This is a genomic window from Enterococcus sp. DIV0970a (assembly GCF_051711265.1).
Lineage (GTDB): Bacteria > Bacillota > Bacilli > Lactobacillales > Enterococcaceae > Enterococcus_D > Enterococcus_D casseliflavus.
In genome coordinates, this window is record NZ_JBIOMF010000001.1 from 268,252 (window position 1) to 282,229 (window position 13,978).

10 protein-coding genes are annotated in these 13,978 nt (G+C 44.1%); all 10 read left to right on the top strand.

Translation table 11 applies throughout. The features are described from left to right. Window positions 1–52: 52 nt before the first annotated feature. Window positions 53–2,083 carry an ATP-dependent DNA helicase RecG gene (recG, locus tag IGK14_RS01330; RefSeq protein ID WP_010748621.1) on the top strand — a complete coding sequence of 677 codons (2,031 nt, stop codon included), beginning with the start codon at window positions 53–55 and terminating at the stop codon, window positions 2,081–2,083. 45 nt (window positions 2,084–2,128) lie between these two features. Further along, window positions 2,129–3,148 carry a phosphate acyltransferase PlsX gene (gene plsX / locus IGK14_RS01335; RefSeq protein ID WP_010748622.1) on the top strand — a complete coding sequence of 340 codons (1,020 nt, stop codon included), beginning with the start codon at window positions 2,129–2,131 and terminating at the stop codon, window positions 3,146–3,148. A 110-nt stretch (window positions 3,149–3,258) separates the two neighbouring features. After that, on the top strand, window positions 3,259–3,501 hold the full coding sequence (gene acpP / locus IGK14_RS01340) for an acyl carrier protein (RefSeq protein WP_005227129.1): 243 nt from the start codon (window positions 3,259–3,261) through the stop codon (window positions 3,499–3,501). A gap of 324 nt (window positions 3,502–3,825) precedes the next feature. Further along, window positions 3,826–4,833: an ABC transporter ATP-binding protein gene (locus IGK14_RS01345; RefSeq protein ID WP_005227130.1), complete on the top strand. Its 1,008-nt coding sequence runs from the start codon at window positions 3,826–3,828 to the stop codon at window positions 4,831–4,833. Further along, a complete protein-coding gene (locus IGK14_RS01350; protein WP_005227131.1) occupies window positions 4,834–5,778 on the top strand; it encodes an ABC transporter ATP-binding protein in 945 nt (314 codons plus the stop codon). After that, the gene (opp4B, locus tag IGK14_RS01355) at window positions 5,778–6,734 is read left to right on the top strand and encodes an oligopeptide ABC transporter permease (RefSeq protein ID WP_005227132.1); all 957 of its coding nucleotides are present in this window, start codon (window positions 5,778–5,780) and stop codon (window positions 6,732–6,734) included. Before IGK14_RS01350 ends, opp4B begins: the two co-directional genes overlap by 1 nt. A gap of 63 nt (window positions 6,735–6,797) precedes the next feature. Further along, window positions 6,798–7,667, top strand: coding sequence for an ABC transporter permease (locus IGK14_RS01360; protein WP_153883525.1), 870 nt, complete (start codon window positions 6,798–6,800; stop codon window positions 7,665–7,667). Between the two features lie 16 nt (window positions 7,668–7,683). Next, window positions 7,684–9,471, top strand: coding sequence for an oligopeptide ABC transporter substrate-binding protein (locus tag IGK14_RS01365; RefSeq protein ID WP_438711478.1), 1,788 nt, complete (start codon window positions 7,684–7,686; stop codon window positions 9,469–9,471). Between the two features lie 212 nt (window positions 9,472–9,683). Further along, window positions 9,684–10,376, top strand: coding sequence for a ribonuclease III (gene rnc / locus IGK14_RS01370; protein ID WP_005227136.1), 693 nt, complete (start codon window positions 9,684–9,686; stop codon window positions 10,374–10,376). A gap of 15 nt (window positions 10,377–10,391) precedes the next feature. Next, window positions 10,392–13,970, top strand: coding sequence for a chromosome segregation protein SMC (gene smc, locus IGK14_RS01375; RefSeq protein ID WP_438711480.1), 3,579 nt, complete (start codon window positions 10,392–10,394; stop codon window positions 13,968–13,970). Window positions 13,971–13,978 lie beyond the last annotated feature (8 nt).

Here is a 13,978-nt window from a genome sequence, read left to right on the forward strand (position 1 = left end):
AATGCAGGAATCTCTGCAATAAATAAAATTACTTTGGAAAAGGAGGGTACCTATGCTGAATCAGCCACTTACGGTATTAAAGGGTGTCGGAGAAAAACGCGCCCAAGACTTGGCGAGTTTAGGGATCGAAACCATTGAAGACCTGCTGAAGTATTATCCGTTTCGTTATGAAGACATTCAAGAACGGCAATTAGCGGAGATTCAAGACCAAGAAAAAGTAACGATCAAGGGGATCGTCGTTTCCCCGCCGGTCGTCAATCGCTTTGGCTATAAGAAAAGTCGGTTGCAATTTCGCATGATGCAAGACCACGATGTCTTTAATGTCTCCTTTTTCAATCAGCCTTATTTGAAGGATAAAGTAGAGGTTTCAGAAGAGATCGCCGTCTATGGCAAATGGGACGCCAAACGCAAAGGACTGACGGGGATGAAAATTCTCGGCAGCAAGAGCGCAGAAGACTTTGCCCCCATTTATCATGTCAATAAAGCCGTGCGTCAAAGTGTGTTGATCGAACTGATCAAACAGGCATTCCTTGATTTTGGTGATCAGATCACAGAGATCTTGCCTTTGTCATTGATCGAAAAATATCGCTTGTTGGATCGGAAATCCGCGATGTTTGCGATGCACTTTCCTAAAGATCCCCAAGAGAGTCATCAAGCGAAGCGTCGGGTGATTTTTGAAGAGTTCTTTTTGTTCCAAATGCAGATCCAAGGACTGAAGAAAAGCGAAAAAGCCGAGAAAAACGGTCTAGCGATCGATTATGATGTGCAACGCTTGAAAGAGTTTACTCGTAAACTGCCCTTTGAATTGACGAATGCGCAAAAGCGTGTGACCAATGAAATCTGCCATGACCTGAAAAGTCCGCAGCACATGCAGCGACTCTTGCAAGGAGATGTAGGAAGCGGGAAAACAGTCGTGGCGGCGATCGCCCTTTATGCCACGATGACAGCTGGCTTTCAGGGCGCACTGATGGTGCCGACTGAGATTTTGGCCCAGCAGCACCTAGAAAGCTTGAATCAACTCTTTGACCCCTTAGAAGTGACCACCGCTCTTTTGACAGGCTCGACCAAACCAAAAGAACGGCGAGTCATCTTAGAACAATTAGCAGCCGGGGAGATCGACATCATCGTTGGGACCCATGCGCTGATTCAAGAAGGGGTGGACTTTGCACATCTTGGCTTAGTCATCACCGATGAACAACACCGTTTTGGCGTCAATCAGCGAAAAGTCTTACGGGAAAAAGGCTATCTGCCTGATGTGCTCTTTATGACCGCCACACCGATCCCTCGTACGTTAGCGATCACGGCTTATGGCGAAATGGATGTTTCGGTGATCGATGAAATGCCAGCAGGACGGATTCCTGTAGAGACTCGCTGGGTCCGTCCGCCGCAGTTTGAATCGATCTTAGAGTGGGCGCAAAAAGAATTGGCACAAGGGCATCAGATGTATGTCATCTGTCCTTTGATCGAAGAATCCGAAATGCTGGATGTCAAGAATGCCACGGAGACTTATGAGCAGCTGCAAAGTTACTTTTCTCCTACTTATCAAGTGGGGATGCTGCATGGGAAAATGAAGAATCAAGAAAAAGACAGCATCATGGAAGCTTTCAAAGAAAATCAACTGCAGATCTTGGTTTCCACGACGGTCATCGAAGTAGGGGTCAATGTCCCCAATGCGACAGTGATGCTGATCATTGACGCCGATCGCTTCGGGTTAGCCCAGCTTCATCAATTGCGTGGACGGGTAGGGCGCGGTGCCGATGCTTCTTACTGTATATTGATCGCAAACCCGAAGAATGAGACAGGGGTCGAGCGAATGAAGATCATGACAGAAACCACCAACGGCTTTGTAGTCAGCGAAAAAGATTTGCAGTTGCGAGGACCAGGAGAAGTCTTCGGCAATCGACAATCGGGCTTGCCAGAGTTTGCGGCTGCCGATTTGGTCGCGGATGCCCATATTCTAGAAGTGGCACAAGTCGAAGCTGCCCAGCTTTGGCAAAAAAATGGCTGGCAGCTGTTGCCAGAATTTTCGGCATTGGCAAACTATTTAGCAGCAAAAAAAGCAGACAAACAATTTTTTGATTAAAGAATATGCTATACTGATTGGGAAAATGAAGGGAGTGGCAGCGAGATGCGGATTGCTGTTGATGCAATGGGCGGAGACAACGCCCCAAAAGCGATCGTAGAAGGAGTCATGCTGGCAAAAAAAGACTTTCCAGAGATTGAATTCCTCCTTTACGGAAAAGAAAATGAAATCAAAAAATACATGACGGATGATAAGAATGTCACCATTATCCACACGGATGAAAAAATCAATAGTGATGATGAGCCTGTCAAAGCGATCAGACGAAAAAAAAACGCCTCAATGGTCTTGGCAGCACAAGCGGTCAAAAATGGTGAGGCAGATGCGATTTTTTCAGCTGGAAACACTGGGGCCTTATTAGCGGCTGGTTTGTTTATCGTCGGTCGGATCAAAGGGATCGACCGTCCCGGATTGATGTCCACAATGCCAGTGATCGGCAAAGATGCTGGCTTTGACATGCTGGATCTAGGTGCCAATGCCGACAATAAACCAGAACATTTGGCAAACTATGCCGTCTTAGGGTCCTTTTATGCCCAAAAAGTTCGCGGGATCAATCGACCACGGGTCGGCTTGTTAAATAACGGAACGGAAGAAACCAAAGGCAGTGAATTAACGAAAAAAGCCTTTGAACTGCTTTCGCAAGACCCGACGATCCACTTTATCGGCAATGTCGAGGCTCGGGAATTATTGGATGGTGCAGCTGACGTCGTCGTGACAGATGGCTTTACTGGAAATGCTGTTTTGAAATCGATCGAAGGAACCGCCTTGAATTTGATGGCGCTGTTGAAACAGTCGATTCTCGATTCTGGTGCCAAAGGGAAATTAGGCGCATTATTATTAAAAGATGCGTTGCGGAAAGTGAAAAATGAAATGGATTATGCGAAACACGGCGGTGCCGTATTGTTTGGTTTGAAAGCCCCAGTCATCAAAACCCATGGTGCGACAGGACCAGAAGCGGTGGCGTACACCATCAAGCAGATCCATACGATGTTAGCGACAGATGTCGTGGCACAATTGGTCGCCCATTTTGAAGAAATGCCGACTGACAAAGACGAAACGCAATCATAATGCAATGATTGTAATGAAATTGCAAAAATATCTAGACAAAAAGCATAGAAAGCAGTACAATGTTTGTTAGCCATTCTATGTTTTGTGCAAACGCGTGGAGGTGAAGCCAGTTGACACGAGATGAAGTATTCAAGAAAGTTGCGGTCGTGATCGCCAATCATTTTGAAATTGACGCAGAGAACGTAACGGATACGATGAGCATTAAAGACGACTTGAACGCTGATTCGATCAGTGTGATGGAATTCGTCCTTGAACTAGAAGATGAATTTGGTACCGAGATTTCTGATGAAGATGCCGAGCAGATCGAAACAGTCGGTGGAGCGGTTGATTATATTTCAAGCCATCTTGCTTAAGACAGACATAAGAGCTAAGTCCTAGATGACTTAGCTCTTTCTTTCTCATAATTGATCCGCAGTGATTTTGAGCGGCTTTTCTTTGGTAGTGAAATCTAAAAAACGGTCGTTAAACCTGACATGATGGCGTTGAAAGCATAATGTAAATTTTCTGAAAATTCAGTGTATTAACTTTTCTGGGACTTGCATTATTGGTGGCATTTCTATATAATTATTAAGAATATATTATACAATGTTAAGAAAGCTTTTGGAAATGAAATGCATGTTCCTTCTTTTTTTACATTAAATTGCAAGACATCTTAGAAAGTAGAGAGGGGTATTCGATTGTCCAGAGATAATCAATTACTAGATGTTCAAAACCTTCACACAGGTTTTCGTATTAAAGACGATTACTATGACGCAGTAGATGGTATTTCTTTTACACTGGATCGCAATGAGATCTTAGCGATCGTAGGAGAATCTGGTTGCGGCAAGAGTACGTTAGCTACAACGATCATGGGACTGCATGACCCAAACAACACGAAAATCACCGGAGAAATCTTATATAAAGATTTAAACTTGTCAAACTTAAACGAAACGCTGTACAACAAAATTCGCGGAAATGATATTGGGATGATTTTCCAAGATCCATTGTCTGCACTGAATCCTTTGATGCGGATCGAAGATCAAATCAAAGAAGGGTTATCCTACCATACGGATATGACCGCCGAACAGCGTCAAGCACGAGCATTAGAATTATTAGAACAAGTGGGGATTCCCAATCCACCGCGAGTAGGACGTCAATACCCTCATGAATTGTCTGGTGGGATGCGTCAGCGGGTCATCATTGCGATCGCGATTGCTTGTAAACCACCAATCATTATTGCGGATGAACCAACGACCGCGTTGGATGTGACGATCCAAGCACAGATCCTTGATCTACTAAAAGATTTGCAAGAAGAAACACAGACGGGGATCATTTTGATCACCCACGATTTAGGTGTCGTAGCAGAGATGGCCGACCGAGTAGCCGTGATGTACGGGGGTCAGTTTGTGGAAGTCGCAACAGCCGAAGAGTTGTTTGCCAATCCAAAACATCCATACACCCGCTCATTGCTTAACTCGATCCCTCAAGAAAATTCACAAGACAGTGAACTGCACGTGATCGAAGGCGTAGTTCCTTCATTGAAAAATATGCCACGGACGGGTTGTCGGTTTGCCGCACGGATTCCTTGGATTCCTGAAAGCGACCACGAAGCAAACCCAGTCTTGCATGAAGTAGCACCTGATCATTTGGTCCGTTGCACATGCTACAAGCATTTTCATTTTAGAGACGAAGAAGGAGAAGTGTAGATGACAGAATTAATTACAATTAAAGATCTGAAAGTCCACTATCCTATTCGCAGCGGATTTTTCAACCGCGTCACAGACCATGTGTATGCCGTTGACGGTGTGGACTTCATCATAGAAAAAGGAAAAACCTACGGATTGGTTGGTGAGTCTGGTTCTGGTAAATCCACGACGGGGAAAGCCATCGTTGGATTAGAAAAAATCACCAGTGGCGAAATCATTTATGATGGGCAAGACGTGACCAAACGTTCCGTCCGCAAAAAAATGAACTACAACAAAGATGTCCAAATGATTTTCCAAGATTCAATGTCCAGCTTGAATCCTAAAAAACGCGTGGTCGACATTATCGCCGAACCATTACGCAACTTTGAACGCTTAAGCGATCAAGAAGAGAAAAAACGAGTGAAAAGCCTTCTGGATATCGTTGGGATGCCAGAAGATGCCCTATACAAATATCCTCACGAGTTCTCTGGTGGACAACGTCAGCGGTTAGGGGTTGCCCGCGCGGTAGCATCCAATCCAAAACTGATCGTCGCCGATGAGCCGGTTTCAGCCCTTGACTTATCCGTGCAAGCGCAGGTGCTGAACTTTATGAAACGGATCCAGCAAGAATTTGGCTTAAGTTTCTTATTCATCTCTCATGACTTAGGGGTCGTAAAACACATGTGTGACAATATCGCCATCATGTACAAAGGCCGCTTCGTTGAGATCGGGACACGGGAAGACATCTATCAAGACCCGCGTCACATCTATACAAAACGTTTATTATCAGCGATTCCTCAAATCGACGTAAAAAATCGCGATGCTCACAAAGAAAACCGCCGCAAGGTCGAGTTGGAATATGTGACCCATCAAAAAGATTACTACGACGAAACTGGCAGAGTGTATGACTTGCGTAAAATCACCGAGTCGCACCAAGTCGCATTGAAAAACGGGGGTGCTGAATAATGTGGAAAACAATTCTACGTCGTTTGTTGTTGATGATCCCGCAAGTCATTATTTTGAGTATCTTGATTTTCTTGATCGCACAAGCAATGCCTGGGGATCCATTTACCGGTTTGATCAATCCAAACCAAGATCCAGCTGTTATTGAGCGGATGCGTGAAGCCGCTGGTTTGAATGACCCATGGTATACCCAGTATTTCCGTTGGATCGGAAATGCCTTAAAAGGGGACTTTGGTCAAAGTTTCATCTTTAAATTACCTGTTTCAACGTTATTAGCAGGACGTATCAGCAATACATTGTGGTTATCTTTATTGACGGTCATTTTGACTTACGTGATTGCCATTCCTTTAGGGATGTGGGCAGGACGTTACCAAAATTCATTGCTTGATAAAGTCGTCGTTGTTTACAACTTCTTCAGTTTCGCCGTACCGTTGTTTATCTTTGCGTTGATCGCATTGTTCATCTTCGGTTACCGATTGGCTTGGTTCCCAACGGGTGGTTCCGTTGCACCGGGGGTCAGCGGCATGGCTGAGTTTTGGAGTCGCTTGTATCACCTACTATTACCGGCGATCACTTCTGCATTATTAGGAACAGCAGTGACGATCCAATACTTGCGAAGTGAAGTCATTGATTCGAAATCATTGGATTTCGTTCGTACCGCTCGTTCAAAAGGGGTACCAACGAATAAAGTCTTCTCACGTCACGTTTTCCGTAATGCATCGTTGCCGATCGCATCACAAATGGGCTACGAGATCACTTCATTGATCGCAGGTTCTGTGGTCATTGAGAAAATCTTCGCTTACCCAGGTGTCGGAAAACTGTTTATCGATAGTATCGTCCAACGGGACTATGCCGTGATCACTTCACTGACATTGATCTTAGGACTAGCGACCTTGATCGGTACGCTGCTATCAGATATCATCATGAGTATTGTCGATCCAAGAATCAGAATCCAGTAATAGGAGGGGATAAATGTGTCTGAAAAGAAAGAAAAAGTACTAAAACAAGAGAGCATCCCGCCTATGGGATTAAAAATGATTTTTCGCGAATTCTTAAAAGATAAAATGGCGATCTTTTCATTAGTTTTGTTAGTCGCAGTTTTATTGTTCGTGTTTATCGGCTCAGCAGTTATCGACCAATCACAAGTGATGCGTGTCAGCATCCTTGATAAATACGCTGTACCCGGCGCGATTTCGCCAAACGGCGGCACCTACCTTTTAGGGGCGGATGAAGGTGGCCGTGATGTTTGGGGACAATTGATCATCGGTGCGCGTAACTCAATCTTGATTGGTTTTTCAATCACGATCATTACGTCGATCGTTGGGGTCGGACTAGGGATCATCTCAGGTTACTATGGTGGCATCATTGATAACATTTTGATGCGTATCGTTGACTTCGTTATGATTTTGCCGATCATGTTGATCATTATCGTTATCGTATCGATCGTACCTCGTTATAACGTTTGGACCTTTATATGGGTCATGAGTGCCTTTTACTGGGTCGGAAAAGCAAGGCTCTTCCGAAGTAAGACCCTTTCAGAAGGCCGTCGCGACTATGTTAGTGCATCGAAAACCCTCGGAACCAATGACTTCGTCATCATGTTCCGCGAAATCATGCCGAACCTTAGCTCATTGATCATCACCAACTTAACAATGAACTTTGCAGCGAATATCGGTATTGAAACGACACTAACATTCTTAGGTTTTGGTCTGCCGACCAATGTTCCAAGTTTGGGAACACTGATCGGATATGCCAGCAGCGGTGATGTGCTGGTCAACAGACAGTGGATCTGGTTACCCGCATCAATTCTAATTTTAGTCTTGATGTTGAGTATCAATTACGTTGGTCAAGCATTTAAGCGTTCAGCGGATGCGCGTCAACGACTAGGATAAACAAGGAGGATACAGGATGAAGAAAAATATTTTTGGTATGGTCACTCTTTTGTCAGTGTTAGCATTGGCAGCTTGTGGCAGCAACGGCGGCGGAACCGATTCTTCTGGTGGCGGCAGCAATGCAGCAAACGATACGGAAGATGTAAGCAACTTCCCAATCGAAGTTAGCAATGATGCAGAGGCAATCGAAGGTGGTACTTTGGATGTTGCAGTAGTGATGGATACGCAATTCCAAGGGTTGTTCCAAACAGAATTTTATCAAGATAACTATGATGCACAATTTATGTTGCCAAGTAATGAAAGTTTATTCGTCAATGACGCTGATTTCAAAATTGTTGACGGCGGGGCTGCAAACCTTGAGCTAGATGAAGACAACAACACAGCAACAATTACTTTACGCGACAACCTGAAATGGTCTGATGGCGAAGATGTTACGGCAGATGATATCATCTTCACTTACGAAGTAATTGGTAACAAAGATTATACTGGTATTCGTTATGATAGTAACTTTACTAACATTGTTGGTATGGAAGATTACCATGATGGTAAAGCTGATACTATTTCTGGTATCACCAAAGAAAGTGACAAAGTCGTTAAAATTCAATACAAAGAAGTTCACCCTGGTATGATGCAAGCAGGTGGTGGTATTTGGGCTTCAGCATTACCAAAACACGCCTTTGAAGGAATCGAAGTCAAAGATATGGAATCAAGCGATCAAGTTCGTAAAAATCCAATCGTCTTCGGACCTTATGTAATGTCAAATATCGTAGCTGGTGAATCCGTAGAGTACGTTCCAAACGAATACTATTATGGAGATAAGCCAAAACTAGATAAATTATCATTTAAAGCAGTTCCAACTTCATCTATTGTTGAAGCGATGAACGCAAAACAATATGATATGGCTTTATCAATGCCGACAGATACGTATCCTACTTATAAGGATACTGACGGTTATCAAATCTTAGGCCGAACAGATACTGCTTACACTTATTTAGGTTTCAAATTAGGTAAATGGAATGCCGATGAAGGTAAAGTTGAATACAATCCTGATTCAAAAATGGCTGACAAGTCATTGCGTCAAGCAATGGGTTATGCATTAGATAATGATGCTGTCGGAAGCCGTTTCTACAATGGCTTGCGTACAAATGCAACGACATTGATCCCACCAGTATTTGGCTCATTACACAATACAGATGTTGAAGGTTATACTTTAAACATCGACAAAGCAAATCAATTACTTGATGATGCTGGCTACAAAGATGTCGATGGCGACGGTATGCGTGAAGACAAAAATGGTGAGAAATTAACCATTAACTTTGCTTCAATGTCAGGTGGCGAAACAGCACAACCATTAGCAGATTACTACATCCAACAATGGAATGAAATCGGACTTGATGTACAATACACAACAGGTCGCTTGATCGACTTCCAAGCATTCTATGACAAATTGGAAAATGATGATCCTGAGATTGATGTTTACCAAGGTGCATGGAAAACTGGTTATGACCCATCACCAATGGGCTTGTATGGACCTAACTCTGCGTTCAACTACACTCGTTTTGAATCAGAAGAAAATACGAAATTGCTAGAAGCAATCGATTCAAAAGATTCGTTTGACGAAGCAAAACGTAAAGAAGCATTTGATGCATGGCAAGAATATGCTGCTGATGAAGCGTTTGTTATCCCAACACTTTACCGTAGTGCGGTGTTACCTGTATCAAATCGCGTCAAAGACTTCACATGGGCTTATGATGTGAATTACAATCCTTGGGCAACAATTTCAGTTACAGCTGAATCTCGTTAATCAATGATCGATGAAAAGACGTCCTTTCCAGGACGTCTTTTTTCTGTTTTTTTTGCGGGTATCTGAGAAAAACAGGCTTTTTTATACAGGAGAAGATTAAGTAAATAAAATTTTATTACAGTCTTTCCAAGAATTTGGAGGAAACATTTCATAATTCGGCAAAAACCAGTATAATAGGGAAGTGTCGATAAACTAATGAAGGAATGTGACAAATGAATACACAATTAACGAAAGAACTAAAAGAAAAGTTTGATATTGTGTTCCATGATGTAGATCTGCTTGAACAAGCGTTTACGCATTCATCTTATGTGAATGAGCACCGCAACTTGCACTTGTCAGATAACGAACGTTTAGAGTTTTTGGGCGATGCTGTCTTAGAGTTGATCGTTTCACGGTATTTGTATCGTGAATTGCCAGATCTGCCCGAAGGTAAGCTGACGAAGCTACGGGCGGCAATCGTTCGCGAAGACAGTTTATCCATGTTTGCCAAAGATTGCCGATTCGATGAATACATTCGTCTAGGCAAAGGGGAAGAAAACTCTGGCGGTCGTAAACGACCTTCTTTGCTTTGTGATCTATTTGAAGCCTTTTTAGGTGCGTTATACTTGGACCAAGGTCTGGAAAGTGTCAGCGGCTTTTTGACGAAAGTTGTCTTTCCAAAAGTAAAAGCAGGTGCTTTTTCCCATGAGATGGATCACAAGACCCGCTTGCAAGAAGTCTTGCAGCGCGGCGGCGATGTTTCCATCAATTATCGTTTGATCAAAGAAGCAGGCCCCGCCCATGAACGGATTTTTTGGACGGAAGTCTATTGCGATGATACCTTGATCGGAAAAGGACAAGGAAAATCGAAGAAATTATCAGAACAGGACGCCGCTGCGAATGCCTTGGCGGATCTTGAACAGTAAGAGAGGACTGGCGGAGTGTATTTAAAACGAATAGAGATTGCCGGCTTTAAATCCTTTGCCGACCGCACAGTCATTGATTTCGAACATCGAGTGACTGCAGTCGTCGGACCAAATGGCAGCGGCAAGAGCAATATTACCGAAGCGATTCGTTGGGTTTTAGGAGAACAATCTGCCAAAAATCTACGTGGTGGCAAAATGCCTGATGTTATTTTTGCAGGTTCTGACACCCGCAGAGCGCTAAATATAGCGGAAGTGACGATCGTTTTAGACAATAGCGATCATTACTTGCCGATGGATTACAGTGAGATCAGCGTGACTCGCCGCTTGAGAAGAACCGGCGAAAGCGACTTTTTCTTAAATAAACAAGCTTGCCGCTTAAAGGATATCCAAGAGTTGTTTATGGACTCTGGGTTGGGGAAAGAATCATTTTCGATCATTTCCCAAGGCAAGGTAGAAGCAATTTTCAGCAGCAAACCAGAAGACCGTCGTGGGATTTTTGAAGAAGCGGCGGGGGTATTAAAATACAAACAGCGGAAAAAGAAAGCCGAGCAAAAATTGTTTGAAACTGAAGACAATTTAAGCCGTCTACAAGATATCATTTATGAACTAGAAGATCAGTTGGTGCCTCTGGCAGCCCAAAGTGAAGCAGCCAACCGCTTTTTAGCGTTAAAAGAAAAATTGACGACGGTCGATGTGGCCTATGCGGTCTTAGAGATCACGAAAGCAAAAGAAGCGTGGGAGACAGCCAAAGCTCAACTGAGTACCTTTAACCAAGAACTGGCGCAGATTTCCGAAAAGATCAACCAAGGGGAACTGTCGTTACATTCTTTGCGGCAACAACGTACTGCTTTTGATGAAACGTTGGAGCGTTTGAATCAGCAGCTTTTAGAGGTCACCGAAGGACTGAAGCAAGCCGAAGGGCAAAAAGAAGTCTTGGATGAACGTTCAAAGCATACGCAAAAAAGCTCTGCCGAATACCAAGAAACTTTAGAGGAAGTCACAGAGCGGGTCACACTTTTAAATGAAGAAAAAACGGAACTGATCGGCTTGCTTTCACAAAAGAATCGTAGTGTGCAGGAAGTTGAAGCAGCGATGCTGGCGTGTCAGCAAGAGCAGGAAAAGTACCAACGTTCAGCAAAAGAAATCATTGAAGAGTTGCGCAGCCAATATGTCGAAGCCATGCAGGAGCAGGCAACGATTGGAAACGAATTGAAATACTTGGAGCGTCAATACCAACAAGAAGCCGCGAAAAATCAAACGGCGCTAAGCAAGCAGACGCAAATGAATACGTCGTTGAAAGAAAAGACGACGGAAGCGCAAATCGTGGAAGAGCAGCTGACGCAGGCTAAAGCGATTTTAGAAGAACAACGCAAGCAATACATCCATCTTCAAGAAAAAGCTCAGACCAACAAAAAACGCTTTGATGAAGAACAAAAGAAAATGTATCAGTTAATGAGTCAAGTGCAGCAGGTACGAGCGAAACAGCGCAGTCTGCAAGACATTCAAGAAAATTATAGCGGCTTTTATCAAGGCGTTCGCTTGATTTTGAAAAACAAACAGCAGATCAGCGGTATCGTTGGCGCAGTAGCGGAGTTGATCGATGTGCCACAAGACTATACCGTGGCGATCGAGACCGCATTAGGCGCCGCTGCACAGCATGTCGTCGTTGAAAATGAGCGGGATGCGCGAGCAGCCATCACGTATTTGAAAGAAAATCGAGGGGGTCGTGCAACCTTCCTACCGCTGACGACCATCAAAGCCCGTCATTTGCCAGATTATGCCCGCAATCAAGCCAAGCAAGTGTCTGGATTTATCGGCGTTGCCAGCGAATTGGTCCAGTCGCCCGAACACGTCCAAACGATTACGGATAACTTGTTAGGCAGTATCTTGATTGCCGAAGACTTGCAAAGTTCTAATGCGTTAGCACGGGCATTGAACTATAGCTATCGGGTCGTTTCTTTAGAAGGGGATGTCATGAATGCTGGAGGTTCCATGACGGGTGGCGCAACGAAGAAAAATGCCGGTAGTTTGTTTAGCCAAAGCAACGAGCTGCAACAATTGACGGCACAAGCGGCGCAACTGGATGAGCGGCTTTTAAAAACGGAAAAGCAAGTCCAGCATTTTGAAGCAGCGACCAAAGAAGCACAAGCAGCATTAGAAGAATTGCGGACGCAAGGAGAACAGGCTCGCATGTCGGAGCATGAGCTGCAAAGCCGTTTACAAAATCTTGAGAATGACCTGAGCCGCTTGAAGCAAGAGCAGCAAGTGTTTGATTTTGAACATCGCGAAGTGCAAGCCTTCTTTGAGGAATATGATGAGAAGAAGACGAGCTTGGAAGAACAGCAAAAGAATATTGCAGCGCAATTGGCGAAAATCGACCAAGATATTCATCAAATGAATGCCGAAGAAGACTTGATCGAGGAAAAACGCCAAACCTTAGCACAAGAAAGTGCGCGCTTGCAGGCAGCTTTCGCAGTTCAAAAAGAACAAGTGGCGCATTTGCAGCAAAAAATTGCCGCTACGAATCAAGCATTAGAAGAAAATGAAGCGCGTCAACTCTCCTTAGAACGGCAGTTAGCTGCCTTGACAAGCAACGTCAGCGATCATGAGTTTTCAGAAGAAAGCATTCTTCAGCGAATTGAAGCCTTCACAAAAACCAAGCAGCAGGTAACAGCGGAATTGACGGTGATTCGTGAACAACGTCAAGTCGTTCAACAAGAAATCGGTGCATTAGACGAAGCCCTGAGTGCTGAAAACTTAACGCAAAAAGAAAAGCTGTCAGAAAAAACCGAAGTTGAGATCGAAAAAAATCGCGCAGAATTGGTGATGGATAATCGTTTGTTGTATTTACAAGAAGAATACAATCTCACCTTTGAAAAGGCAGCGCAAGATTTCCCTGAAATCGAGGATGCAGAACAAGCCAAAGTCGACATTCAGGAACTAAAACAAGCGATCGAGCAAATTGGTCCAGTCAATTTAAATGCGATCGAACAATATGAGCAAGTCAATCAACGGCATTTGTTCTTGACGAGTCAGCGAGACGATCTGCTGTCGGCTAAAGCACAGCTGTTTGATACGATGTCTGAAATGGATGAAGAAGTCAAAACCCGTTTCGGCGAAGTCTTCGATGCGATCCGTCTGCAATTCAAACAAGTCTTTCCTAATATGTTTGGCGGCGGTCATGCGGAATTAGTCTTAACAGATCCGAAAGATTTATTGAACACTGGGATTGAGATCGAAGCCCAACCACCGGGCAAGAAATTGCAAAACCTCAGCTTGCTATCAGGGGGCGAACGGGCACTGACTGCGATTGCGTTATTGTTTTCCATTATTCAAGTTCGTCCAGTACCGTTTTGTGTGCTTGACGAAGTGGAAGCAGCATTGGATGAAGCCAATGTCTCTCGTTTCGGTCATTACTTGAGTGCTTTCCAAAATGATACACAGTTTATCGTCGTAACTCACCGTAAAGGAACGATGGAGGCAGCAGATGTGTTGTATGGTGTGACCATGCAAGAATCTGGAGTGTCGAAGACCGTGTCCGTGCGCTTAGAAGAAGTGCGTGAAGGCGGTAGTTTTACAGCAGATCAAGCATAGAGGAGGAA

Coding starts and splice junctions, on each gene's coding strand:
- IGK14_RS01360 (WP_153883525.1), top strand. CDS start 6,798: ATGGGATTAAAAATGATTTTTCGCGAATTCTTAAAAGATAAAATGGCG.
- plsX (WP_010748622.1), top strand. CDS start 2,129: ATGCGGATTGCTGTTGATGCAATGGGCGGAGACAACGCCCCAAAAGCG.
- rnc (WP_005227136.1), top strand. CDS start 9,684: ATGAATACACAATTAACGAAAGAACTAAAAGAAAAGTTTGATATTGTG.
- opp4B (WP_005227132.1), top strand. CDS start 5,778: ATGTGGAAAACAATTCTACGTCGTTTGTTGTTGATGATCCCGCAAGTC.
- recG (WP_010748621.1), top strand. CDS start 53: ATGCTGAATCAGCCACTTACGGTATTAAAGGGTGTCGGAGAAAAACGC.
- IGK14_RS01365 (WP_438711478.1), top strand. CDS start 7,684: ATGAAGAAAAATATTTTTGGTATGGTCACTCTTTTGTCAGTGTTAGCA.
- IGK14_RS01350 (WP_005227131.1), top strand. CDS start 4,834: ATGACAGAATTAATTACAATTAAAGATCTGAAAGTCCACTATCCTATT.